The following is a 24755-nucleotide window of genomic DNA, read 5'->3' as shown; positions in this document are numbered from 1 at the left end:
CTAGAGGTTCCGCGAAACGAAAATTGAAAAATTAGGTTTACAACGAAGGGTCGGTAGCATATAGTTAACTTGAAAAAAGTTTTGCTCGAACGCAACATTTTGTCCCGTGTACAAACATGCTTTTTTTTGTCAATAATGTTGCGCTTGGTCAACTAAATTTCCCTCATACAAGAAGGCGGTGTGCTACTAATGGCGTTCGATCCAAAGCGTCCGGTTTCCAGACGGCAAGTTTTGAAATGGGGGGCTGCCAGCGCCCTTGGCGTTATCGGCAGTTCCATGCTTAACCCCGCATCGTTGTTTTCGAAGTTCGCCAGCGCCGCGCAGGATCATGCTGCGCATTCGGGCAAACAGGGGAAAGAACATGAACGGATGGCGCACGGATACGATCCGGGGACCGAGCTGACGGACGGATTGAAGCAAGCGATCAAGGCGCTCACGGCATTCGATTACGGCAAGACGAGTACGCGGGCGGACGGAAAAACGGTGCGGGACTATCAGCTTGTCGCGATGGATACCGAAGTCGAGATCGCCAAGGGCATCAAATTCCCGGGCTGGGCTTACAACGGCATCATCCCCGGTCCGACGATCCGGTGCACGGAAGGCGATATCGTCCGGGTCAAGTTCTGGAACGGTTCGACGCATCCGCACTCCATTCATTTCCACGGCATCCATTCCCCGAAGATGGACGGTCTGGAGCCCGTCCAATCCGGCACGGAATTCATCTACGAGTTCGAAGCCAAGCCGGCCGGCATGCACGTATACCACTGTCACATCCCTCCGCTCGCGAAGCATATCCACAAAGGGCTTTACGGCAATCTGATCATCGACCCGAAGACGCCCCGGAAGCCGGCCAGGGAGTTGAACATGGTGATGAACGGCTACGACCTGGACTTGGACGGCGCGAACGAGGTCTATACGGTGAACGGCTACGCGTTCGCCTTTCAAGCGCATCCCATCGCGGTTAAAGTCGGGGAGCTGGTCCGGGTTTACTTAAGCAATCTGACGGAGTTCGATCTTATCAATTCCTTCCATCTGCACGCCAATATTTTCAAGTATTACGAAGTCGGCGCGGACCCGGACGCGCGGCCCGTCATCACGGATACGATCATGCAGTGCCAGGGACAGCGCGGCATTCTCGAGATCGTCTTCCCGGAGCCGGGCAAATACATGTTCCACGCGCACCAAAGCGAGTTCGCCGAGCTGGGATGGATGGGATTCTTCGAGGCGAAAGTTTAAGGAATGGAGGCGAGGCAACAGTGAACGCGGAAGTCGAACCCGTGCAAGCAAAGCCGAAGAAATCAAAGACCGTCGTCTGGTTATGGGGCATCGTCCCCTTCGTTCTGCTCGTCGGCATCATCGCTCTTCTCTCGAACCTGGGCACCGGCATCAAGGATAAAGCCGTGGCGCCGATCGAAGCGCTGGACATTCAGCGCATTATCTTGACCGAAGAAGGATTTACGTTGAAGGTGCTGAACACGGGGCCGGAAGCCGTGACGATCGCGCAGGTGGTGGTGAACGATGCGTTTTGGAACGCCGATTTCCATCCGGGCCCGACCGTCGGCAGGTTCGGCGAGACCGAGATCCGGATTCCTTACGGCTGGGTGGAAGCGGATCCCTATACCATCGCGCTGATCACGACCAACGGGTTGCTGTTCACGGGCGAAGTCCCGCTCGCGGTCATGACGCCCGAGCTTGACCCGAACCGGTTCCTGCAATACGGGCTGATCGGCATCTATGTCGGCGTCGTGCCGATCGGACTGGGTTTGCTGTGGTTTCCGTTCATGCGGCGGTTCTCCGATCGTGGGATTCAAGCCGTGCTGGCGCTGACGGTCGGGCTGCTGCTCTTCCTCGCGATCGACACCTTCCAGGAAGGCTTCGAGCTCGGGGCGGCGTCTCCGGGGATCTTCCAGGGCACGAGTCTGGTGTGGCTCGCGGCGCTGCTGAGCTTCCTGTTCCTGCTTGCCGTGGATCAGTCGAACAACAAGAAGGGCATGGTATCGGGCAGGACCGCGGCTTACAAAATCGCGGGAGGGATCGGTCTTCATAACCTGGGAGAAGGCTTGGCGATCGGAGCCGCGTTCGCGGCCGGCAATGCCGCGCTCGGCACCTTCCTGATCATCGGCTTCACCCTGCACAATATCACGGAAGGCGTCGGCATCGCCGCTCCGATGCTGAAGGACCGCCCCGGCTGGAAGACCTTTCTCGCCTTGGCCGTGCTTGCCGGCGGCCCCGCCATCCTGGGCACTTGGACGGGAGGCTTCCTGTTTAACCCGACGCTTTCGGCTTTGTTCTTCGGCATCGGCGCCGGCGCGATCCTGCAGGTCGTGTACGTCATAAGCAAGATGATGCTGAGGGAAGCAGGCAAATCGGGCTCCCCCGCCGTCTCCTGGTCGAATTTTATGGGTCTTACGCTCGGCGTGGCGATCATGTACGCGACGGCGATCTTAGTGAACTAACGAGGAGGTCATGTTAATGCCTATGAATATCGGTATTACCGGATTTGTATTGATTGCCCTGCTTGCGCTGCTGTTATTCGGCCCTTCCAAGCTGCCGCAGCTCGGCAAAGCGATCGGAACCACCATTCGGGAATTTCGCACCGGCACCAAGGAACTGGTCGAGCAAGACGATACGACGAAAGAAAAAGCCGAGAAATAGCGCCTGCCGCCGATTTCCGCTACGCCGAAAAGCCGCGTGATCCTCACGCGGCTTTTTCGTCTGCAGCAACGTAGAGGCGCAGCGGATCTGCGCGCTCGTTCTATATGCAACGTCGGTCTGATTAATCGCATGCATCTGCCTCGGGAACTCTTCCCGCTGCGTAAATGGTTGTAACGGGTGGCATCCTATTCTTGCGGGCAAACAAAATGCGCTGCGTCTAAATGAAATAAAGGAGACTTATCCATGACTACGGCACAACAACCTTTACATTCGGGGTTCGGCGCGCAAACGACGGCGCAAGAAGCGCTTGCGGGACGCGACCTTCAAGGAAAGATCGCGATCGTGACAGGCGGTCACGGCGGCATCGGATTGGAAACGACGCGCGTTCTTGCCAACGCGGGCGCCACCGTCATCGTCGGCGCGCGCGACGTCAAGAAGGCGCAGGACGCGCTCTCGGCCTTGAACGGCGTCGAAGTTCTGCGACTCGACCTTGCCGATCCCCGGTCCATTGACCAGTTCGCCGTCGAAGTCCTGGCGTCCCACCGGGCGCTGGATCTGTTGATCAATAACGCCGGGGTCGCGAATCCGCCGGAGATCCGGGACGCCCGCGGCTTCGATACCCAGTTCGCGACGAATCATTTAGGTCATTTTCAACTGACGGCAAGGCTGTGGGAAGCCTTGATCCGGTCCGGCCATGCCCGCGTCATCACGCTTTCTTCCATCGGCCACATGCTGGGGCCGATCGACATGGACGACGTGAATTATTCCCGGAGACCGTACGACAAGGACCTTTCCTACGGCGCATCGAAGACCGCCTGCTCGCTCTTCGCGGTCGCGCTTGATAAACGGGGCCAAGCACACGGCATTCGCGCGTTCGCCGTCAACCCCGGCGCGATTCTCACCGGCTTGACGCGCCACCTGAGCGACGAGGAATTGGCCGCCTGGGGCGTTCGCCGCGACGAGAACGGCGCATTCATCGCTCCTGCGGGCTTCAAAACCCCCGAGCAAGGCGCGGCCACGTCCGTATGGTGCGCGGTCAGCCCGCTGCTGGAGGGCAAAGGCGGCGTGTACTGCGAGAACTGCGACATCGCCGCGATCGTTCCCGCGGACAGCAAGCTCCTCACGGGCGTACGTTCATGGGCCATCGATCCGGCGGCGGCCGAATCGCTTTGGAACCTCAGCGAAGACCTTCTGGGCATGACGCAGGTATCGATTGCGGGATACTCAAAATAAACCCGAAGTCAATTTCGCATTCGCAAGTCCATTCCGGGCTTGAAGAAAAGTCCGCTGCGTTCGCCTTTCCAGGCGATGCGCAGCGGACTTTTCTTCCATGTCCAGCTATGCTTGCGACGGTTCGAAGGTACGGACGACTTCGTACATGCCCGGTTCGAACGTCGCGATCGTCAGGGCCTCCTGCAGGTACGGCAGCGGCTTCGGGTCGCTTCTCATCGCTTGGTAATCTTCCTCGCTTCTCCACTGCGCGTACATCGTTACTTTCGTTCCGTCCAAGCTTCGATGAAGACTGCAGGACACAAAGCCCGGCGCATGACGGACGGAGACTTCCGTCGCGCTCGTCAGCAGCCCGACGAGACGATCCTGATTCGCGGGATCGACCGTGAAGACATTGATGAACGTCAGGACGCGCGCGTCCATTGCGATAAGGGTCATAGCGTGAACTCCTTGTTCGTAGTTTCGCAAACGCAGGCAGAGGCGTCATTTGCTCTGCTTATCTTTGGATTCATGCCGCTCCCGTATACATGGCGATCATGCCGGATATCGCCGTTATGCTGCTCATCCGCGCGCCGTCTGCGATTCTTGGCCGCTTGCCTTCAGCATGGAAGACAGTCTCTCGCTATCGGCAGCGCTGCCCGGCGCGTACACGACCAGCGTGATCGCCTCCCGCTCGGCGGCATAGAAGGCATTGGATCGCAGATCGATCTCGCCGGATGCCGGATGAATCATCCGAAATTGATTCTCGTGCAGGCAACGCACATCGTGGCGCTCCCACATCGCCACGAATTCGGCGCTTGCCTTTCCCAGCTCCTCGACGATCTCGCTCACGCAGGGATCTTCCATGCGGCGGGCATAGGCCGTGCGAAACGCCGCGACCAGCTTGGCGGCCGACGTCTCCCAATCCGCGAACCTGGACCTGAACGCAATATCGGTAAACAACAGCCACATCAGGTTCTTGGTGCCGTCTTCCTTGCAGGATAGCTTGAATCCGCCGAACATCTCGTCAGCGGCGCGATTCCACGAAAGCAGGTTCCAATTGCCGTCGATCGCGTATACGGGCATCTGGCCGAATTGGTTGACGATGAGCTCCAGCTCCGGATCGGATGTCATCGGTCGGTGCGCTTCGCTCCCCGTCTCGAGCGGTACGTTGCGATTCGCCAGCCAGTACAAATGGACCCGTTCGTCCGGCTGAAGCCGAAGCGTTCGGGCCAAGCTTTCAAGAACGCTGTCCGACACGCGGATATCCCTGCCCTGCTCCATCGCCGTGTACCAATGCAGCGAGATCCCGGCCAGTGCCGCCACTTCCTCGCGGCGAAGCCCCGCGGCGCGGCGGCGGACGCCGGCCATGGCGGTCAGTCCAACTTCCTCCGGCGTCAATCGTTGACGGCGGTTTTTCAGAAAATCCGCTAATTCCCTGCGCCGAATATCTTCGCTCATCGCGCTTCCCCCTTGCGTCATGCTCTGGTTAGTATCCTTCTCTTGCGTGATGTCCATTTATCGTCGTCTTCCTATTCTCCTTATTTCCCGGCAAAAAGCAAGTCGGCCGGCGAGCGACGCGATCATCCGGATCGGTTAAGGTGGTAGTCCCAGTACTAGGCTCAGCACTTGCAGCATCGGCAATTGCACCATAAACGCGGTACTGCCGCCATCCGAATGCGCGCCGTATGATGTTCATGCACCTAAGACGAGAGGAGAGATCGACATGAATCAAAACGAAACGAAACTGGAAGGCAAGGTAGCTTTCATTACGGGAGGCAACCGGGGCATCGGGCTGGAGACGGCGCGCGAATTGGGCAAGCTTGGCGCTGCGGTGGTCATCGGCGCGCGAGATCGAGCAAAAGGGGAAGCTGCCGCCGTCGCGCTTCGTTCCGAAGGCATTCAAGCGGACGTGCTTGCGCTCGATATCACGCGCTCGGAGGACCGCCTTGACGCCTATGCTTATTTTGACCAACGTTACGGAAAACTCGACATGCTCGTCAATAACGCCGGCGTCCAACTCGAGGTCGAGCATCTGGCGCCGATGAATAATGCGACGAGCGTGTCGCCGGAAGTGCTGCGCCGATCGTTCGACGCCAACTTCTTCAGCCAGGTCGAGCTGACGCAGCTCCTGCTCCCGCTGCTGCGCAATGCGCCGGCGGCCAGGATCGTCAATCTATCCAGCATACTCGGTTCGCTTACGCTCCAAGCGGATCCCGCTTCTCCGATCTACGGTCTGAAGCTGCTGGCCTACGACGCTTCGAAAGCGGCCATGAACGCCTTTACGATTCACCTCGCCCATGAACTCCGGGAGACGCCGATCAAAGTCAATTCCGCGCACCCGGGTTGGGTGAAAACGGAGCTTGGCGGCAAATACGCCGACACGGACGTGCGCGAAGGCGGCCGGACAAGCGTCCGATTGGCCACTTTGCCCGCGGACGGACCGACGGGAAAGTTCATTCATTTGGGCGAAGAATTGCCTTGGTAAACCGCTGACCTCATGTTAGTCCGCTAACGCAACTCCATCATCGAAGGCGACGGTCGTCGGGATCGCGCACGAATGCCGCGTGCCGGATAGCCGTCGCCTTCTCTTTCCGCATATTGCGCAATCCTACTACGAACCGAGGGAGATCAACCATGGGAACAACCTGGAAAATATACATGCTTGCCGCGGTCAGCTTTCTGGTCGGGACATCCGAATACATGATCGCGGGCATTTTAGATAAAGTCGCCGCCGATATCGGCGTAACGCTCGCCGCAGCCGGCCAGCTCATAACGGCCTTCTCGCTTGCCTACGCCGTCGGCACCCCAATACTGATGGCGGTCACGTCACGGCTCAATCGCCGGGACCTGCTGCTGTACGCGCTGGGTCTGATCGTAGTCGGCAATGCGCTTGTTGTCCTGCTGCCGGGCTATGGCTTTCTGCTGCTGGCCAGGGTTATCATGGCGCTCGGCACCGGCGTTTTCGTCGTGACTTCGCTTACCGTAGCCGCCAGATTGGCCCCTTCGAACAAGCAGGGCAGCGCAATCGCGGCCGTCCTCATGGGAATCAGCGCTTCGCTCATCCTAGGCGTGCCCCTCGGCCGGATCATCGCCGCTTCCTACGACTGGAAGCTGATCTTCGGCGGAATCGGGCTGCTCGCCGTACTTGCGATGCCCGCCGTGGCGCGGTCGATTCCGCGGATGAACGGCGACGCGCCGGTCTCCTTGGCCCGGCAGCTGACGATGATTAGACGCCCTCGCATCGCGATCGCCCTGGGCATCACTTTTTTTTGGATATTGGGCTATGCCATCGCCTTCACTTATTTGTCTCCTTATCTGCTTGAAGTCGCCGGGATGAGCGAGCGGTGGGTAAGCTCGGCTCTCTTCGCCTACGGCATCGCCAGTCTCATCGGTTCCAAGGCAGGCGGTTACGCCACCGATCGGTGGGGCGTCGCACGCACGCTAACCGGAGGCATGCTGCTGAACATGGCCATGCTGATCCTGTTGTCGGCAGCGGCGGGCACGGCCTTCTTCCTCGTCTTTCCGCTGCTGATGCTCTGGTCGTTCTTCTCTTGGTCGTCCGCCCCGACCCAGCAGTATTACCTCATGACGCTGGCTCCGGAAGCGTCCGGCACCATGCTCGGCCTTAACACCTCCGTCCTGCAGTTGGCGATGGCGGCGGGTGCCGGAATCGGAGGCATCGTCATCGACCATAGCTCGCTGCATGCCGTCACCTGGATAGCCGCTGCCTCCATTGCCGCAGCCGCCGTGACGACCGCCGCGGTGTTCGGCAGATCAAGGCTGCAATCCGGCAGCACAACCTCCGGCGCAAGCGAATCTCCCCCCGTTATCTGAACCGTTCAACCAGCGGCAGGATGATTTCCTGCAGGAAGGCGGGGTGGAACAGCAGCGGCAGCGGCAGGATCAGCCATATCAGCGTCCACGCCTGGCCCAATCCCGGTACGGCCGACAGCGGCTTCCCGCTCCGTTCCAGCAGGCCTTCGAACGAGACGGCCGCGCCATGCAGCAGGAAATACGCCGTCGGCCCGCCGAAGCCCTGCCGAACGGGCAGGCTGATCGCCAGCTCGTGCAGGATGCCCGAGAAAACGAAGGCCGCTATGCGGGCGGCGGTTCGGCCCCATACCAGCGATAGCGGACGGTACGCGCCGATCGCCGTCATGTCCGAGAAGGCCAGGTTCCACCGGCGGCTCCAAAACTCGCCCAGGCTGCCGGATAAGAATGGATTGCGGAACTGCCGCCGGCAGTCGAAGCCGGCCAGGCGCCATAATCCCGCCACGATCGTAAAGAGGCCGAAGTGCAGCATGAGGCTTAGTCCCGCAAGCAGCGGCAGCACCGCCCCCGTCAGGCCAAGGTTCCACGCGGCTCCGTGTCCCCCCGCCAACGGGATCCACGGCTGCGCGGCCAGCACGGTCAGAACGAGTCCGGCGGCAAACCGCCTGGCTCCGCTCCCGATATAGCTGACCGAGTCGCCGTAAGGCGCTGCCGCCCTGCGGGCGAACGACTCCGGTCTCATGCCGAACCAGAGATGAAAGGCGATCCATCGCCGCGAAGACAAATATCGGCCGCCGCGGCTCGTCCACTCGACGTAGACGATCGATTTCATGCCATACAGCAGCACGCCGATGATAGCCAGCATGCGGACGGCTGCGGGATAACCGGCCGCGGCCATGTCCGCGAACGCTACGGCGAGTATCGCGGCCGTCCAAGCCAGCAGGCGCTTGAGCCCGAGGGAGCGCAGCCCGGCAACCAGAAAGCCCGCCAAGGGCAACAACGCCAGCAGCAATAAGATAACGGCGATCATCGCAGCAGCCCCGCGAAGCCGGCAAACGCGACCCCGCCGTATACGACGGCGATTAAAGCGAAGCTCGCAACCAGCAGCCATTCCCCGTACCGATAGATCCCGCCGGTCGGCAGGCCCTGCTTGTCGAAATATAAAAACTGGATGCCCAGCCGACCGGCCCAGTAGCACGCGATGAAGCCGCAGATCGCCGTCGACAACCGCGAACCGTCCGCCAAGCTTGAAGCCAGCGCGAGGGACAGTCCCGCAAAGAACAGGTTGGTGCCGAATATGTACGCCGCATACGTCCAGAAGATCTGCCCGAGCAGCGGACGAAGGCAAGTTAGCTGCTCCTTCCACCGCAGCAGCCGCGGAACCGCGAGACTGCCGACGGCCACGCCGAGCTGCAGCACGCCGGCGATCTTGATCCATCCCTCTACCCCGAGCGCCGATGCCGTCATGGTCCGTCACCCTCCCCGTCTTCGATCAGCCTGCCGCGCATCTCCCCGTCGGCATGCAGCGTGCATAAGCTTGGTCCGCGGCCGGCGAGCCGGTAGCGCCAGCGCGCGATCAGATCGTAGACGCCGTCCCGGAGGACGGCAGGCAGTACGACGGCCCCATACATCAACGGCCATGGTCCGTCGAGCTTTCGCAGCACGCGAAGCGCGGCCATGGATTTGACGTAATGCTTCCCCTCCTCGATCATGACGAAGCTGTCGGCATACTCCCCGTTCGTCCCTCCCCGCTCCGGCTCGGAAATCCCCGCGCGGCCGGCTATCGGGACGCTCCCGGCTTGTCCGGCTGCGGTCCCAATTCCTTCGTCGCGCCTTCCTTCCGCCAGCAGCCGTTTCCCGGCCGCCGAGCGAAGAGCGGCAAACCGGAACCTCCCCGCCGCGTCGCGCTTGCAGACGAACCGGGCTATACGATGACACAGCGGGCAATCTCCGTCGATCAGGATGACGATGCGTTCTTTCGTGCCGGATTTCGTTCGTTTCATGACGGCATCCCTCCTTCTTCTACCGTCATTGTAGTCCCGGCGGCCGCCGCTGCGCAGTGCCAACTTTTATAGCCGCATGCCGAACGGAGGTACTACGCGAAGTAGTACCTCTTCAGTCGAACCTATAGCAACTCGGCTTCCGGCATCATCGCAATCCGCCGGCCAGGGCTCTGAGGAGATCCGGTTCAGAACCCGTTCGACGCATCGTCCGTTTCATAGATCTTCGCGGTCAAGCGCGGGAGCTCCGCGATGTCGAAGGACGGCTCGTACCGGTCGACCAGCGCGACGTTGCGCTGCACTTCGCTCGGCCAGCGCATGCCGACGTTGATGACGCCCACTCTCGAATCGGACAATAGGAATTTCAAGCACACTTCATACGGATCCGCCGCTTCGAGCCAGCTCGGCTCCAGCCGTTCGAGCAGCCGCTGCAAGATTCCGGACGTCATGGGCCGCATCACGGCGACCCCGACGTTCTTTCGGACGGCGCGGTCCAACAAATGCAGCGAAGCGGACTGATGAATCAGGCTGTAGTTGACCTGTACGAGACCGAACTGACCCGAATCCACCAAATCCAGCGCCGAATAAGCATCCTCCGTCGTCAAACCGAGCCAGCGCACCTTTCCTTGTTCCCGAAGGCTCAACAGCGCCTCAAGGGGTCCCTCGTTCAGGATATGATGCGTATCCGCGCCGGAATAGGTGCCGCCATGAAACTGAATGACGTCGACATAATCGCTCCGCAGCCGCTTCAGACTCTCTTCGACGCTCCGGATGACGGCAGCCTTGTCTTGACCGTGCCCGGCCACCTTCGTGGCCAAAAAGCATTCGTCCCGCCGGGTGCGCATGACGTCGCCGATAATCGATTCGCTATGGCCGTTTCCGTAGCTCGGGGCCGTGTCGATGTAATTGATGCCCGCATCGAGCGCGGCATGGATCGTGCCGATCGCCGTCTGCCTGCCCTCCGCGCTGTAGGGGTCCCAGCCCCTCGCTTTGTTGACCCCCGCGAACACGTACCCGCCGACCGCGAGACGGCTTGCGTTCAGTCCTGTTTTCCCCAGTACCGCGTATTTCATTCTCCAGTCCCCCTCTATACGTGCACGACGATGGAACCGGCTTCCACCGTGACGGGATACGTGTCCACGCCCGGGGATTCCAGGGCTTCGACCGTCACGTCGTAGGTCTTGACCAAGCATTTATGCGGGTCGAAGATGGACTTGCCGGTGGTAAGGTCGAACTCCCAGCCATGCCACGGGCAGATCAGGATCTCGCCTTGCCGGCCGTAGGCGTATTCTCCCGGCGCCGAGGGCAAGGTCATGCCGGTTACGGTGCCGACGCACAGCGGCGCGCCTTGATGCGGGCAGCTGTTCTTGAGCGCGTAATACGTATCGTTCACGTTGAATACGCCGATCGGCCGTCCTTCCAGGACCAGCGTTTTTCTCGTTCCCGCCGGAAAATCGGCGACTGCTCCAATCACGTGCTTTCCCATGCCAAGCGCCTCCTTGAGCTATAGCTTGTAAAATTCGAGCGCGTTCTCGTAAAAGATCCGACGGCGCAGCGAGTCCGGCAGCTTGGGGAAAGCGCGGGTCGGCGAATCGAAATCCCAATGCGGATAGTCGCTGGAAAACATCAGGATATGCTCGGCGTCCATCATGTCGAAGATTTGCAGCAGATGGTTGTCGTTATCCGGTCTCTCCAACGGTTGCGAAGTGATCCGCACGTGATCGCGCAAATATTCGCTCGGTTTGCGCTTCAACCAGGGGACCTCGGACCGGAGCGCTTTATACTCCGCGTCGAGCCGCCACATCAGCGGCGCCAGCCAAGAGACGCCGCCCTCGACCAAGGCGATCTTGAAGCCCGGAAAGCGCTCGAAGACGCCCTCCGTGATAAAGCTTACCAGATGAGATTGGAAGCCGAGGGACAGGCAGGTATGCCATTCGATGTAATGGGTCGGAAATCCCGGCGACGGCTGCACGTTGATACCCATCCCGTCGGTACCGGGGTGAATGGCGAAGGGCAGTCCGAATTTCTCGCAAGCCTCGTAGATGGGATAGTATTGCCGCTGTCCGAACGGGGCGCGGGCGCCGGAATCGGTCATGACCTGCACGAAGTGCGGATGTCCCGCCCACCGCTCGATCTCGCGCGCGGCGGCTTGCGGATCCTGCGTGTTCACCGTGATGGATCCTTTGAATACGCCGTCGGCGTTGTATTTGCTGAGCCACGTGTCCGCGAGCCAGTCGTTAAAGGCGGCCGCGATGGCGGTCCCGAAATCGGGATCGGGATGCAGGTTGCAGAAAGCGCGCGGCATCAGGATCGCGTAAGCATGGCCGTACTCGTCGATGAGCTGCTTGCGCAGGAGGTCCGGATCGGAGCCGGACGGCCCTCCCTGCGGCGGTCTGGCGTCCACCCGGTCGCCTTGCACGGGATTCCCGAAAAAGCCGCGTCCGCCTCCGTTATAACGGTCGCGCCAAGGCTGCTTCATGTACGAGCGGATCTCCTCCGTGTTGCGAGGGTAAGGATGCACGTCGCAATCGATGATTCCCGTTCGCGTCGACTTTTGTTCGGCTTTCGTTTCCGTCTGCTGTTCCATCCGTCAGTTCGCCTCCGATTCGTTTATGAGCGCTGATTCATGAAATAATTGTCGTGCCCGGGAATCACGATATCCGCGATTGCCGCGATGCGGTCGATGGATCGTACGGCCGCTTCCGGATCGGTCGTATTGAAATAATAGTCGCGCGCGCGGAAGAAATCCCGGGTCATCGCCGCATCGCCGGCCACGACCACGGTCTGGCCCTCGCTCGCGAACACAAGCGAGCTGTGTCCCTCCGAATGTCCGGGCGTATGCACGATTTGAATTTCGGGCGTCAAGCTTTGATCCGCCGGAATCAATTGATCCAACAGCAGGCTTTCGGGGCTGTCCGGCGGCAGCTGCCCGCGGCAGTGTTCGATCTCGCGACGGGGCATGAACCGCCTTGCTTCCGGAAACGCTTCGATGCCGTACCGGTGATCGCCGTGAAAATGCGTGAGGAACACGTCGGTGATGCGCTCCGGCTTCAAGCCTGTCCGCTGGTCCAAGACGCGGACCATTTCTTCGGGCGGACAGCTCGGGTCGACGATGATCGTTCTTTCGTTCAGTCTGATCAAGGTGCAGGTGCAGCGGGGCGACCGGTATGCCGTATCGGACGATTCGCCCCAAAACTTGTTGCGGCTAAGGTGCCCGATCGTCAATACGTCCCATCGGATCGTTCCGGCGTTGCCCTTTCCGTCTGTCGGGTCCATTGCTTCAGCTCCCTGGCGATCGATTTCCATGCGCGGCGTGCTTGTCTACTCCGAGAAAGCGCTTTAGCGATTGCGCGCCGCTAGGCGATTGCGATCAAGCGCCTCATGGATGTCGCGGCTTTCCCGGCGGATATGATATCCATTATAAAAGAAATCGCGCCTAACAATAAGAACTGAAATGGAATTCAGTTACTTACTTCCAGGTAACCTAACCCGAAAGCTGGCCAATAAACGAAACAGCCTTGGCCCGCTTCAGGAGCGGGACAAGGCTGCGCCGGGAAAGTATCCCGCGGCGATTCGGTTATTGGCGAAGCGGCGGCAGCGGCGTGAAAGTCATCGCGATCGGCAGGTTGCTGCCCGATGCGATGGTGAACACGATGTCGACGTCCTCCTCGAGCAGGCCGGTGCGGTACATGACGGCCGCCTGGTCGCTGCTTCGCAGCGCCTGGTTGTTCGCGACCGTCACGAGCTGATTATTGACGAGGAACGCGCCCGTGTACAACCCGCCTCGCGCATTCAGCGAGATCATGGTGCGCGGCGCGACATGCGCCAGGTGCAGGCGGTAGAGCACCCCGTAATTGCCGCGATTGTACTCCAGCTGCCCCGTCGTCTCGTCGATGCCGTCCAGGATCGTATCGATTCCCCCTTTTTCGCCGAACATGACGCGCTGCGGGGTTGCGCCGAGCTCGTCTTCGATAGCGATGGAGCGGTCGGCGTTGTAGAACGTGCCTCTGACATGGACGCCGTCCCGCGGCATCACCGGCAGGTTCAGAAGCTCTGCCTTCGGATCCTTGCCCGCGGCGGTGACGACGATGTTGTACAGCAGCTCTTTATCGGAATACGCATCCACGTAGGAGCTGAGCGATTCGCCCGGCTTGATCGGCGTCTTGGCGATCTCGGGCAGAATTTCGATCGTCTCGCCGGGACGGATCGTCGACCATTGCGGCGCGGGATTGCTGGCCAGCGAGGTCAGATAGCGAGACGTGGACAGCTTGCCTGCCAGCTCGGGCGATGCCGTCGGACCGCCCATGCCCGCGGCGCTCTTGTTGTAGTTGACCGAGGAATTCCCCATGTTGGTCGCCAGCAGATGAATCGTGACGGGGTACCCGATCTTATTGACGTTGTGGAACATGAACCTGACTTTCCCGGTCATCTGGGCGTGGTACTCGATGCCTTCTTGAACGAGCGTCTCCGGGCTGTTGCTGCGAATCATTTGGGACGGTTCCGACACGATCGTATATTTGTACGAAGGGAAGTTCAGCACCGCTTGACCGTCGACCGCGTAGATATCCCCCGTCGCCGTGAACAGCCGGTCGTATTCGTCCTTCGTGTACAGCACTTCGCTCGTGACCGTGACCGTCTTCGTCACCGTGGATATCAGGCCGTTTTTGTCTTCGACGGTCAGCGTGACGGCTTTGTCCCCTGGCTCGAAGAACGCCTTGTCGTTGCCCGCGAACGCGCTGCGGACGATGGCGTTCTCGTCGTCGGTGCTCAGATCCGTGTACGTCACGGTCTCGCCGATCCGGTACTGCGGCTTATCCGTGGCGAAATCCGCGACCGGCGGCAGGTTTGGCGGTTTGACCGTTACGGTGACGGAGTACGGATCGCTCCAGACGCCGTTGCTGTCTTCCACTTCTCTCGTGACGATATAGATGCCGGCATCGGGAAACACGTCCATCCGGCCGGTCCAGCGTTCGTCCATGAACGGCAAGCCCGTCGCGTTAGTCGCATGGTCCACGTAGGTGACCATCGTTTGCCCCGCATAGATCTCGGCAGGCTGCACTTCGAAATCCGCCGTCGGCTTCGGCGGGATGACCGCCGTCGACCATTTCAGCGTGATCTGTTTGCCCACGACCGCGATCGTGCTGTCCGCCATCTCCCCCCAGGAACGAAGCGGTACCATGAGGTAGCCGTTCGAGATATACGCCGCGCCCGCAAGCTTGGTCTGGACGCCGTCGCGGGTAGCGAAACCGCTGCCGATCTTGAAGACGAGCCGATGCTTGTCGTTTGCCGCGATGGATTCTTTCTTCACGGCGTCGTACGAGATCTTGTAGCCGTATCGGGCCGCGATGGAGCTGAATGGAATATAAGTTCTGCCCTCTTTGGCGGCGACGGGCTGCGCGGATTGATAAGTTACGCCGTTATGGATCATCTTGGCGCTCCCCATGGTCAAGTCGAGCCTATCCGTGGCCGCCGCCGGCTCGAGCGGCGCAAGGCCTTCGGCCGAAGTCGAAGCTGGATCAGCTGCGACGGACCCGATAGACATCAATAACAACGATACGACCAACAACCATTTTGACAATTTCATGCTACGTCTCCTCTGCTCTCTCTATTTGCCCCCAACGCGGGGAACGCGTCTGTCGGCAGCACTTCACTGGCTACAATGGTAAGTAAGACGATACACTCCTTGTAATAGTTGCGAAATATTGGAAAATTATTTTTCGGGCGCGAAGCTTGATTTGCACGATTTTCCGCTTATGCGAATGGAAGCCGACCGCCTTTCGTTTCTGCCAATTCATGACATCTCGTTAAATAGTGGAACCTTTTTCGCGGACGACCCGTCAATGATGTCGAAATGAACAAACACACTACTCCACGAGGTGACAGAAAATGAAGAAACCGTTCAAAATGATTGCACTCTCCGCCGCCGCCGTAATCGCGCTCAGCTTCGCAGGCCAATCGATGGCTTCCGCAGCATCGTTCAAAGATATCGCCAACGTTCCGGGCAAAGACAAAATCATTGCCCTGCAGCATAGCGGCCTGATCAACGGCATCAGCCCTTACCTGTTTGCACCGTATAGAACGATCACGCAAGCCGAAGGCGTTACGCTGATCATCAATGCGCTGGGACTGAATCTGGATCTGGTGCGCTTCGCACATCCGCCGAAAGCTTCCGACTACTTTACGAACGTCAGCAATAACGCATGGTACTCGAACGCATTCATCGTGGCGCAAGTCAACGGCATGGACCTGCCCAAGAATCTGCTGCCAGGCAAGAAGCTGACTCGCGAAGCATTCACGTACCAACTCATTCATGCAATCGAAGCCAATGGCCAACTGCCTGCGGTGAAGCCGGTCGTCGTGAAGATCAAAGACCAGGACCGCATTGCCTCCAGCTACTCCGGTACGATCCAGCGCGCTTTGAGCTACGGCGTCGTGCACCTGGACAACCACGGGAAGTTCAATCCCAAGCGCGAAGTTTCCCGGGCCGAAGCGGCCGTCGAGATCAGCAACGCGCTGGCCTACTTGAAGGCTCACCATGCGCCGACAGCCCCGTCCGCGCCGCATAACGAGACGATCACGGGCGAACAAGCCGTGAAGCTGATCAAGCAGGTCGTCGGTCCGAAAGCGAACCTGCAAATCAAGATCGATCCGAACGCCGTCGTGACCCGCGAGTCGTTCACGTACCTGCTCGTCAATACGCTTCAGACAAGCGGCCAGCTGCCAAGGCTGAACCTGGTTCCGGCGGATATCAAAGACGGCAATAACATCGCCGTCGACCACCAAGGCGCGATCCAAACGGCGCTTGCCCTCGGCTTCGTGAAATTGGATCAATCCGGCAACTTCAATCCGAAAGCCGGTCTCACCGTTGCCGATGCGACCGCGATCGCGAACCAAGCCATGCAATACCTGAAGGCTCACCAAGCGCCGTCCGCGCCGCATAACGAGACGATCACGGGCGAACAAGCCGTGCAGCTGATCAAGCAAGTCGTCGGCCCGAAAGCGAACCTGCAAATCAAGATCGATCCGAACGCCAGCGTGACCCGCGAGTCGTTCACGTACCTGCTCGTCAATACGCTTCAAACGAGCGGCCAACTGCCGCGGCTGAACTTGGTTCCGGCGGATATCAAAGACGGCAATAACATCGCCGTCGACCACCAAGGCGCGATCCAAACGGCGATTGCCCTCGGCTTCGTGAAATTGGATCAAGCCGGCAACTTCAATCCGAAATCCGGCATCTCGCTTGCCGATGCGACCGCGATCGCGAACCAAGCCACGCAATACCTGAAGGCTCACCAAGCGCCGTCCGCGCCGCATAACGAGACGATCACGGGCGAACAAGCCGTGCAGCTGATCAAGCAAGTCGTCGGTCCGAAAGCGAACCTGCAAATCAAGATCGATCCGAACGCCGTCGTGACCCGCGAGTCGTTCACGTACCTGCTCGTCAATACGCTTCAAACGAGCGGCCAACTGCCGCGGCTGAACTTGGTTCCGGCGGATATCAAAGACGGCAATAACATCGCTGTCGACCACCAAGGCGCGATCCAAACGGCGATTGCCCTCGGCTTCGTGAAATTGGATCAAGCCGGCAACTTCAATCCGAAATCCGGCATCACCCTTGCCGATGCGACCGCGATCGCGAACCAAGCCACGCAATACCTGAAGGCTCACCAAGCGCCGTCCGCGCCGCATAACGAGACGATCACGGCGGTAGAAGCCGTGCAGTTGATCAAGGATGCCGCCGGCCCGAAAGCGAACCTGCAAATCAAGATCGATCCGAACGCCAGCGTGACCCGCGAATCGTTCACGTACCTGCTGATCCATACGCTTCAAACGAGCGGCCAACTGCCGATGCTGAACCTCGTTCCGGCGGATATCAAGGACGGCGACAAGATCGATGCCGTGCACCAAGGCGCCATTCAGACGGCGATCGCCTTGAAGATCGTCGCGTTGGACGCGAACGGCAACTTCAATCCCAAGAACGGACTGACCCGCGAGGATGCGAAGGCCATGGTCAACCGCGTTCACGAGCTCGTAAAAGCATAATCGAATTCGTATCCCTATAACGCATGCCGGGAGAGGACGACAATCGTCCTCTCCTTTTTCGCGTCGCCGCCACGACGTTTCCGAGGAACTGGGCGCCAACGCTAATAAAGACAACCTCGAATTCAATGGATGAATTCGAGGTTGTCTCCTTGTACCTGATACCTGATGATGATTTACTCCAATCGCGCCTCTGTTCGGCGTCCTCTCGGCTTCATCTCAAGCTTCTTATACACCCATACCGATCCGAACAGGAATACGGAGGCGATAAGCGAACTGAACGGCAGCATAGCCACGCTATCCGGAGGAAAGACGAACGGAAGCAGCGGGAACGCATACGCGGCCGGAAGCCGCATGCCCGCGGCGCTCAGCAGCAGAAACATCGCGACCAGATCCAGCAGCGCTGCCGCTACCATCGAATCGATAGCAAAGTATAGCATCGTTCCGACCGTCGCGGACATGGTTAACAGCAGTCCCTGCTTGACGGCCATTTTTCCGTTATACATCGGCTTCTGCAGCGACTCGTACACGACGACGAGTATGGGCGGAATAACGGCCATATGCGGGTAGCCGGCGATCCGGCATACGCCGATCCACGCGAATACGAGCACTAAGAACACGAGCATGTAGGTGTACTTTATGTTCGTTTTTTTCGCGAGTCCTTGATTCAACTCCAGCAAGAGCACCCCGAGCATCAACAAGAAGGTCAAGATCGCCACCGCAAGAATAAACGACCATTCGTCCGCGTTCACCACCACCGGCAGCAGCCCGGTAGCGATGGCAGGCGCGAAATTCGATTGCGTGATTCGCAGGAAGATCATGACCAGCACCAAGGCGAGCATTATTTTTTCTAAGTAGGCCGCGCTTGATTGATTGACCATGAAGCCGATCACGGCCGTGGCGGACGGGAGAAGGAAAATCTTCGAGGGTTGCCTGATCCATCCCGCCTCTTTATACACCCACATGGCGACGGCCATCGCCGCGATTTCCGGCAAAATAATTTCGTAGTTATATAGTAACGCCGAAGTGGCGATCATCGCGATTATCAATGCAAAGGCGGCAAGATACGAGATTAGCTTGCCCCTATTCGAACCAGCCATATTCATATAAAAGCTCCTTCTTAGCGATCGTCCGATGCGGTCCAAGCCAACTGCCGCGATAAGCGCCGCTCTCCCGGATGAATGGCGCCAACCTCCAAAGGAGCGGCTCGGCTTGCGACCGTTTTACAGAATGATCGGCGTGAATCCGTCCTTGATGAATTGCGCAAACGCCAGATGCCCGCTGCCCGCCTCGTTCCCGACCAGCGCGACTCCCGCTTCCTGCACGTCTTCGACGACGTCGAAGGCTTGGGCGCATGCCGAACAGCCGCCTTTCAAGATGCCGGTCTTCATGACTTGTTTGTACAACGGATTAAGTATGTGGTCTGCTTTCACGAATTCGTTCGGCCACTTCGTGCCTTCGCCGTCGAAATAGATTTCCACTTCCATGCCCGCTTCGTGCAGCTCTTGGCCGTAAAGCAATCCGTGCATGGCTTTCCCCATATCCTGCTGATTCGCTTGAATGATGATCAAATATTTATTCGTGCTCATGCGTATTTCCTCCCATTGAATAATTTCATGATGATCGAGCTTTTGAACCTAACCCTTGCCGCCAACCCGCGCTATCGGCCGTAAGCATCACCTCCCTTAAAGCGTCCCCTTCAACCCTGCGGATTAAATGGCGACATCTCCGTATCCTCCCACCGCATTTCAGTCGCATTGTCCAACTGGACAACGCCCTTGATCTCGAATCGCACGACCCGGCCCGCGCCGGGAAAAGCCGCGATCGCCGCCTCGTCCCAGATGATTTCGGCCGTGCCGGTCAGATGAAGCGAATGTCCATGATCATAGTCGATGAATAACAGGCCCGACAAAGGATTCGATTGAATGTTTCCCAAGGTGTTGAACATCGAATTGCCGAAATAATCGGGAAACAGCAGCGTATGCGCATCCTCGACCCGAACAAACCCCGGATTTCCTCCCCGGTGCGAGGCATCCATTTCTCCCCGCTCATTCACGCTGCCGATATAGAAAGTGTCTGCCTGCGCGACCCATTCCGTCTGCAGCGGATTCAATTCCTTGCCGCGCCGTTCGGACTTCAGCAGCCTGCGGACGTCCTGCTCCGGACGAAGCGTTCGCTTCTGAATATATTTGGGACAGTTGCCGTAAATCTGATGCGCGGTCACGATGAATTCTTCCTGTTCCATCGCGGCCGTTCCGTTGATTCGCAGTCTGATCCGCCGCTTCGTATCGATGATGAGCAGCCCGATTTGCTTCCGTTCGCTCGACATGGAAGCAAGCGGGTCACCCGCGATCAATTCCGCCCGGATCAATGCCCGTTGTTCATCGAGCACCTCGACGAAACCCGGCTCCCCGGTCAGAAACGTCGTCCATACGTTCCCTTTGCCGTCCGTGGACGATAGTACCGCGAACTGCTGCGTTTTGAGAAAATTCATGATTCCGTTCGAGAAGCGGCTGCTGATCATCTTCGCGTGCTGAGCGGCGATCGCGCCTTCCCCGGAACGGTTCTGAACCATCAATTCGCCTTCATGATAGACATCCTGCATCTTGTTTTCCTCCCCATCAGAACCAGAATGTCGGATACCTGCGGTTCTTGTCCAGATTGTTAAGAATCACGGCAACCAAGACGATCAGCACGGACCCGATCAATACCGGCGCGACCAGGAAGCTCCAGCCGCTGCCGCTTAGAATCACGACCAACGGATCGGCCCCGGCAGGCGGATGCGTGGTCTTGGTCAGCATCATGAGACCGATTGCCAGACCGACGGCTACCGCCAATACCCAATTGCTTTGACCGAACAGATGGCAACAGGTCAACCCCACGAGCGTCGAGATGAGATGACCGCCGACGATATTGCGCGGCTGGGACAACGGCGCGTCCCACACGCCGAATGCGAGCACGCATGTCGCGCCGAACGGAGCCATCATCCAGATGCACGGCGTCAGGTCGCAAAGCAGTGCCAACAGACCGATAACGGTAAATCCGCCGATCGCGCCGATCAGCGCATTCCTTGGGACGACCTTCAAAGGACTCCTTCCTCGCCCGCTCATCTTCAGCCAGTACTTCGTTTGCGTATCGTCCTTGTTATCCACGCATCCACCACCATAAAATTAATGAACTAGTTACCTAGTTATATAATTTATTGTTCAGAATGTCAACTTTTATTTTCTTATTATTTGTTCGCCAAGTTGGAATATGCGGCAAACAGCGTTATAATAGAACTAGTCAACCATGAAATGAGGTGTCTATGATCGAAGAGAAAAAATTTCTCCTGCAAGTCGATCCCCATTTGACGTTCAACGTGAATACGCAGATAAAAGAACAATTGAAATGGCTCATCGGCATCGGTCAGATGGAAGCCGGCGACCTGCTCCCTTCCACCAGTCAATTGGCTGACGAGCTCGAGCTCAATCGCAACACGATCAACTGGGTATACAGCCAATTGCGCGACGAAGGGCTCGTGATCATGCAGAAGGGCCGCGGCACGCAGATTACCGGCGGGAACCAGACCAAGCTGCTCGCGGAAGAACGGAAACCGATGCAGCAGCTGATCGACAGCACCGTGCGCGAAGCCGAGGCCGCGGGATTCGATTTGAAATCCTTTTTCCTGGCGGGGCTTGCCTATACGCTGCTTCAGCCGCCCCACCCTGCCGGCAAGCCGCGCATTTTGTTGATGGAATGCAACGGCCATGATCATCCTTTCTATCGCCAGCAGATCGAACAAGCCACCCACGGCGGGATTGAAACGTTCTTTCTCGATGACGCTGCCGGCAACGAGGATGCCGCGAGAGAGGCGATCCTGCGTTCCGATATCATCGTCACGACTTTGAATCATGCCGACGAGGCCAAGGCGCTCTGTTCCCGCTTCGACAAGAAGGTCGTCGTGATCGGGGCGACCGTCGACGCGTCGCTGTTGCTTGAGATTGCATCGCTGAAGCAGGGCAGCCATGTTGCTTTCGTGTGCCTGGGGAAAACCGGCGGCGAATGGATGGCGAACCGCATTCGCGAAGCGGGGATCACCGCCCTCCGGGTGGAAACGTTGGGAATGGACGAACGCGACTATCTGAGCGGCGCGGTCGATACCTTCGACAAAATATATGCCTCGGCCGCCGTATTCCCGGAACTGAAGAAAATGCTCCCCGACAAAACGGAGCTGTTCCCCATGAAGCTGGAGATGAGCAGCGCAAGTTTATTGCAGGACATCGCCTTGCAGACGCGATGAACGCCCGACCGGGATGGGACGAAGCTGACCCGGACTGGGGCGGACGAGCCAATAAGCGCGAATGGCAAAAAGAAAACCGCCCGTTAAAAGGGCGGTTTTCTTTGTTTAACGTCTATCGTTCGCGTCAACTTGCCGGGCATGATATAAGACGTGTTCGCTTAACGGACTCTCCGCCTCGACTTTCGGGTGATTGAAGCGCTTGACGAAGCGCATGCCGATTTTGCGCATGACATTCTTGGAAGGAGCATTCGCCTCGGCCGTAAAGCTATATACGTCGGCGAAACCCAATTCGTTAAATCCGTAACGCAAACAAGCTTCCGCGCCTTCGGTGGCATAGCCTTTTCCCCACGCGCTCTTGGACAACCGCCATCCGATCTCCACGCACGGCGTAAAATCAGCCTCGAACGTCGCCCGATGGAACCCTATAAAACCGATAAAGGCATTGTTTTCCTTCGTTTCCACGGCGTATAACCCGTAACCGCACGCATCGAACTCAGCTTGAATCGCGCGATGGAACGCCGCCGTTTCTTCGGCCGACAGCGTCTTGGGAAAATACGCCATCACGTCTTCGTCCGCATTCAGTCGGCTGAACGGCTCCAAGTCGGAATCTTGCCAATCGCGCAAGCGCAATCTCGCCGTCTCGACGTAGATCATGCGATCACCCCTGTTTTCACGATGTTATCCGCTGTACGGAATGCGAGGGCGAGAATGGTCAGCACCGGATTCACGCCGCCGTTGGTCACGTGCACGGAGCCGTCGCTCACCCAGAGATTGTCGTATCCGTGCACGCGGCCCATGGGATCGGTGACGGACGTCGCCGGGTCGTTGCCCATGCGCAGCGTTCCCGCCTGATGCTGGCCGCCGCTTAGCCCCGTGCCTGCTCGCGTGCGCCATACCTGTCGCGCGCCGGCGGTCCACAGCCACTTCTCCGCTTGCTCCGCGAGCATCGCCGAAGCCCGGAGCGACTCCGGATGGACGCTCCCGGAGAGCTGAACGACGGGAAGACCGAAGCGGTCCTTCACGGCCGAGAGCCGAACTCTCGACCCGGCAGTCGGGATTTCCTGAATCGGGCCTTGAATCTGGCTCGTCCGCAAGAAGCTGTCGCGCATCGTTTCCTTGCCCGCGCTTCCCCAGCGGGCCGCATCCGGCGCAAGCGCGCGGTACCAATGAACGAGCGGCAGCCGGGTGAAATCGTTCGCCAGCAAGCCGCCCCCGATCACGCCGGCTTCGCCGCTGTGGTCGAAGCGGAAAGTGGCGATGCTCACGCCCGGCCCGAGTCCGTCCTGAACCGGTTCGTCGAACACGCCGTAGGCGCCGGCATAGAGATGGCCTTGCAGATTCCTGCCGACTTGACCGAACCGGTTGCCGATCCCGTCCGGTTCCGCGTCGCTGGCCGAGTTGAGCAGCAGGCGCGCGCTTTCGATGGCGCCGGCCGCGACGACCACCTGTCCCGCCCGGACCTGCCGGCGAAGGATCGCGCCTTCGGTTTCCCGCGCGAGGCGAACGCCGGCGGCATGCGTGCCCCCTTCCGTATCGATGCGTTCCACGATGGTATCGCAGATCAAGTCGCAATTGCCGGTGGCGAGCGCTCTCGCCAGCATCGTGTTATGGCCGCCGTTCTTGCTGTTGGTCGGACAGGCGAACCCGACGCACTGGCCGCATCGCCCGCAGGCCGGCCTTCCGTCGCGTTCGACGGAATTGATGAGCAGCGGCACCGGTCCGGCCGTCCAGCCCAGCTTCGCCGCCGCCTTGCCGAGTACCTCCGTTTCCCTCGTTCCCGACAACGCCGGCATCGGGTAAGGCCGCTCCCGCCGGCCGCGTCCGGGATGCGCATCCCCGTCGCCCGAGACGCCGACTTCCCACTCGGCGCGCTCGTAATAAGGCGCGAGATCCGTATAACCGATCGGCCAGTCGCTTAAGGAGCTGCCGTCCGGAATGCCGTAGCGCGTCGCCATGCGAAAGTCCTCCGGATGAAACCGCCATGCCTGCGCGCCGTACACCCTCGTTCCGCCGCCCGCCGTCATCGCGTTATTATGATAGTCGCCTTCGTGCGGTGCCGTAATCCGCTCTTCCCCGTCCGGCATGAGCATCGTCCGCGGATTGCCTTCCAGGGAAGGGCCGGTGTTGTGCCCGTATTTGCTCAAACGATGGTTCCGCAGGTGATCGCTGCCGACCTCGCCGTAGCGCAGCCAACTTCCGCGCTCGACGACCAGCACCTGCAGGCCCGATTCGGCGAGCACGGCCGCGGCGGTCGAACCACCCGCCCCCGCTCCGATCACGACGGCGTCGTACCGGTCCCGCAGCTCGTCGAACGACCGCTGCGGCAGATCGGTTTCCGGGGCCGGATACGGGATTCCGGGCAGCGGTCCCGGACGGAAACCGATCATGTCCCATGATCGGCCGCCGATATTTCCGCCTGCTTCGGGAGTTCCGTAATAACCATCGACGACGAGGCTCAATAACGCGTCAAAAAACGGCCTCTGCGGAACCGGCCAGTCGCGGACGCGCTCGTGCTGGACGTCGTCCAGCAGAACGTCCTGCTCGCCGGCCGGCAATTCGGCGAATGACCGGCCATGGCGGGCCGCTGCCTCCGCATTCAACGCGAGCAGCCCAGGCTCGATGACGGTCGTCCAATGCGCGGGATCCTCGCCGGCGCGTCGCTCCATGTAGGTCAATGCGCCTGCATCGGTCGCCGACGGCCACGCGTCCCCCGGCACCATGCGGTCCGCAACCGCTTTCAAAATCAGCTCAACCTCGGCGGAAAATGGCTTTCTACCGCCTGTCATCATCGTCCG

General features: G+C 59.4%; 24 protein-coding genes. 8 read left to right on the top strand and 16 right to left on the bottom strand.

Annotated features, from left to right (window positions below; translation table 11 throughout):
- The first annotated feature begins 189 nt into the window (after window positions 1–189).
- From AC50YL_RS19045 to AC50YL_RS19030, 4 genes are all read left to right on the top strand, one after another.
- The gene (locus tag AC50YL_RS19045) at window positions 190–1236 is read left to right on the top strand and encodes a multicopper oxidase domain-containing protein (RefSeq protein WP_494833904.1); all 1047 of its coding nucleotides are present in this window, start codon (window positions 190–192) and stop codon (window positions 1234–1236) included.
- A 20-nt stretch (window positions 1237–1256) separates the two neighbouring features.
- Window positions 1257–2456, top strand: coding sequence for a ZIP family metal transporter (locus AC50YL_RS19040; protein WP_494833902.1), 1200 nt, complete (start codon window positions 1257–1259; stop codon window positions 2454–2456).
- A 16-nt stretch (window positions 2457–2472) separates the two neighbouring features.
- Window positions 2473–2655 (top strand): twin-arginine translocase TatA/TatE family subunit, encoded by a 183-nt coding sequence (gene tatA, locus AC50YL_RS19035; RefSeq protein ID WP_494833900.1) that lies wholly within the window; start codon window positions 2473–2475, stop codon window positions 2653–2655.
- A 243-nt stretch (window positions 2656–2898) separates the two neighbouring features.
- A complete protein-coding gene (locus tag AC50YL_RS19030; RefSeq protein WP_494833898.1) occupies window positions 2899–3888 on the top strand; it encodes an oxidoreductase in 990 nt (329 codons plus the stop codon).
- A gap of 105 nt (window positions 3889–3993) precedes the next feature.
- Here the strand turns inward: AC50YL_RS19030 and AC50YL_RS19025 are convergent, their stop codons facing one another.
- Complete coding sequence (locus AC50YL_RS19025) at window positions 3994–4323, bottom strand: antibiotic biosynthesis monooxygenase family protein (RefSeq protein ID WP_494833896.1); 330 nt, start codon at window positions 4321–4323, stop codon at window positions 3994–3996.
- 123 nt (window positions 4324–4446) lie between these two features.
- Window positions 4447–5382: a helix-turn-helix transcriptional regulator gene (locus AC50YL_RS19020; RefSeq protein WP_494833894.1), complete on the bottom strand. Its 936-nt coding sequence runs from the start codon at window positions 5380–5382 to the stop codon at window positions 4447–4449.
- A gap of 208 nt (window positions 5383–5590) precedes the next feature.
- On the opposite strand from AC50YL_RS19020, the gene AC50YL_RS19015 reads away from it, so the two are divergent.
- Together AC50YL_RS19015 and AC50YL_RS19010 are read left to right on the top strand one after the other, a co-directional pair.
- Entirely contained in the window at window positions 5591–6352 is a 762-nt protein-coding gene (locus AC50YL_RS19015; protein WP_494833892.1) for an SDR family oxidoreductase, read from the top strand.
- 149 nt (window positions 6353–6501) lie between these two features.
- On the top strand, window positions 6502–7701 hold the full coding sequence (locus AC50YL_RS19010) for an MFS transporter (protein WP_494833890.1): 1200 nt from the start codon (window positions 6502–6504) through the stop codon (window positions 7699–7701).
- Here AC50YL_RS19010 and AC50YL_RS19005 read toward each other — a convergent pair.
- The 8 genes from AC50YL_RS19005 to AC50YL_RS18970 all read right to left on the bottom strand — a co-directional run bounded on the left by AC50YL_RS19005 (window position 7694) and on the right by AC50YL_RS18970 (window position 15222).
- Window positions 7694–8668, bottom strand: coding sequence for an MBOAT family protein (locus AC50YL_RS19005; protein ID WP_494833888.1), 975 nt, complete (start codon window positions 8666–8668; stop codon window positions 7694–7696). The two genes, AC50YL_RS19010 and AC50YL_RS19005, sit on opposite strands and share 8 nt — an antisense overlap.
- The gene (locus AC50YL_RS19000; RefSeq protein WP_494833886.1) at window positions 8665–9105 is read right to left on the bottom strand and encodes a hypothetical protein; all 441 of its coding nucleotides are present in this window, start codon (window positions 9103–9105) and stop codon (window positions 8665–8667) included. The genes AC50YL_RS19005 and AC50YL_RS19000 overlap by 4 nt, the downstream gene beginning before the upstream one ends.
- Window positions 9102–9641 carry a thiol-disulfide oxidoreductase DCC family protein gene (locus AC50YL_RS18995; RefSeq protein ID WP_494833884.1) on the bottom strand — a complete coding sequence of 180 codons (540 nt, stop codon included), beginning with the start codon at window positions 9639–9641 and terminating at the stop codon, window positions 9102–9104. The genes AC50YL_RS19000 and AC50YL_RS18995 overlap by 4 nt, the downstream gene beginning before the upstream one ends.
- A gap of 185 nt (window positions 9642–9826) precedes the next feature.
- The gene (locus AC50YL_RS18990) at window positions 9827–10711 is read right to left on the bottom strand and encodes an aldo/keto reductase (protein ID WP_494833882.1); all 885 of its coding nucleotides are present in this window, start codon (window positions 10709–10711) and stop codon (window positions 9827–9829) included.
- A gap of 14 nt (window positions 10712–10725) precedes the next feature.
- A complete protein-coding gene (locus AC50YL_RS18985) occupies window positions 10726–11124 on the bottom strand; it encodes a Rieske (2Fe-2S) protein (RefSeq protein WP_494833880.1) in 399 nt (132 codons plus the stop codon).
- A gap of 18 nt (window positions 11125–11142) precedes the next feature.
- Entirely contained in the window at window positions 11143–12225 is a 1083-nt protein-coding gene (locus tag AC50YL_RS18980; RefSeq protein ID WP_494833878.1) for an amidohydrolase family protein, read from the bottom strand.
- Window positions 12226–12248: 23 nt separating this feature from the next.
- Window positions 12249–12914 carry an MBL fold metallo-hydrolase gene (locus AC50YL_RS18975; protein ID WP_494833876.1) on the bottom strand — a complete coding sequence of 222 codons (666 nt, stop codon included), beginning with the start codon at window positions 12912–12914 and terminating at the stop codon, window positions 12249–12251.
- 301 nt (window positions 12915–13215) lie between these two features.
- On the bottom strand, window positions 13216–15222 hold the full coding sequence (locus AC50YL_RS18970) for a copper amine oxidase N-terminal domain-containing protein (RefSeq protein WP_494833875.1): 2007 nt from the start codon (window positions 15220–15222) through the stop codon (window positions 13216–13218).
- A 302-nt stretch (window positions 15223–15524) separates the two neighbouring features.
- Between AC50YL_RS18970 and AC50YL_RS18965 the strand changes: the two genes are divergently transcribed.
- A complete protein-coding gene (locus tag AC50YL_RS18965) occupies window positions 15525–17681 on the top strand; it encodes an S-layer homology domain-containing protein (RefSeq protein WP_494833874.1) in 2157 nt (718 codons plus the stop codon).
- A 173-nt stretch (window positions 17682–17854) separates the two neighbouring features.
- Here the strand turns inward: AC50YL_RS18965 and AC50YL_RS18960 are convergent, their stop codons facing one another.
- From AC50YL_RS18960 to AC50YL_RS18945, 4 genes are all read right to left on the bottom strand, one after another.
- Complete coding sequence (locus AC50YL_RS18960) at window positions 17855–18784, bottom strand: hypothetical protein (protein ID WP_494833873.1); 930 nt, start codon at window positions 18782–18784, stop codon at window positions 17855–17857.
- 117 nt (window positions 18785–18901) lie between these two features.
- The gene (locus AC50YL_RS18955) at window positions 18902–19267 is read right to left on the bottom strand and encodes a DsrE family protein (RefSeq protein WP_494833872.1); all 366 of its coding nucleotides are present in this window, start codon (window positions 19265–19267) and stop codon (window positions 18902–18904) included.
- A 110-nt stretch (window positions 19268–19377) separates the two neighbouring features.
- Entirely contained in the window at window positions 19378–20283 is a 906-nt protein-coding gene (locus AC50YL_RS18950; protein WP_494833871.1) for a pyridoxamine 5'-phosphate oxidase family protein, read from the bottom strand.
- A gap of 16 nt (window positions 20284–20299) precedes the next feature.
- Window positions 20300–20788 carry an HPP family protein gene (locus tag AC50YL_RS18945; protein ID WP_494834447.1) on the bottom strand — a complete coding sequence of 163 codons (489 nt, stop codon included), beginning with the start codon at window positions 20786–20788 and terminating at the stop codon, window positions 20300–20302.
- A gap of 197 nt (window positions 20789–20985) precedes the next feature.
- On the opposite strand from AC50YL_RS18945, the gene AC50YL_RS18940 reads away from it, so the two are divergent.
- The gene (locus AC50YL_RS18940) at window positions 20986–21960 is read left to right on the top strand and encodes a GntR family transcriptional regulator (RefSeq protein ID WP_494833870.1); all 975 of its coding nucleotides are present in this window, start codon (window positions 20986–20988) and stop codon (window positions 21958–21960) included.
- Window positions 21961–22065: 105 nt separating this feature from the next.
- Here the strand turns inward: AC50YL_RS18940 and AC50YL_RS18935 are convergent, their stop codons facing one another.
- Together AC50YL_RS18935 and AC50YL_RS18930 are read right to left on the bottom strand one after the other, a co-directional pair.
- Complete coding sequence (locus AC50YL_RS18935; protein ID WP_494833869.1) at window positions 22066–22614, bottom strand: GNAT family N-acetyltransferase; 549 nt, start codon at window positions 22612–22614, stop codon at window positions 22066–22068.
- A complete protein-coding gene (locus AC50YL_RS18930) occupies window positions 22611–24701 on the bottom strand; it encodes a GMC family oxidoreductase (RefSeq protein ID WP_494833868.1) in 2091 nt (696 codons plus the stop codon). Before AC50YL_RS18930 ends, AC50YL_RS18935 begins: the two co-directional genes overlap by 4 nt.
- Between the last annotated feature and the right edge of the window lie 54 nt (window positions 24702–24755).

Source organism: Paenibacillus sp. J22P277, assembly GCF_059383675.1.
This window is presented reverse-complemented; position numbering and strand designations above follow the sequence as displayed.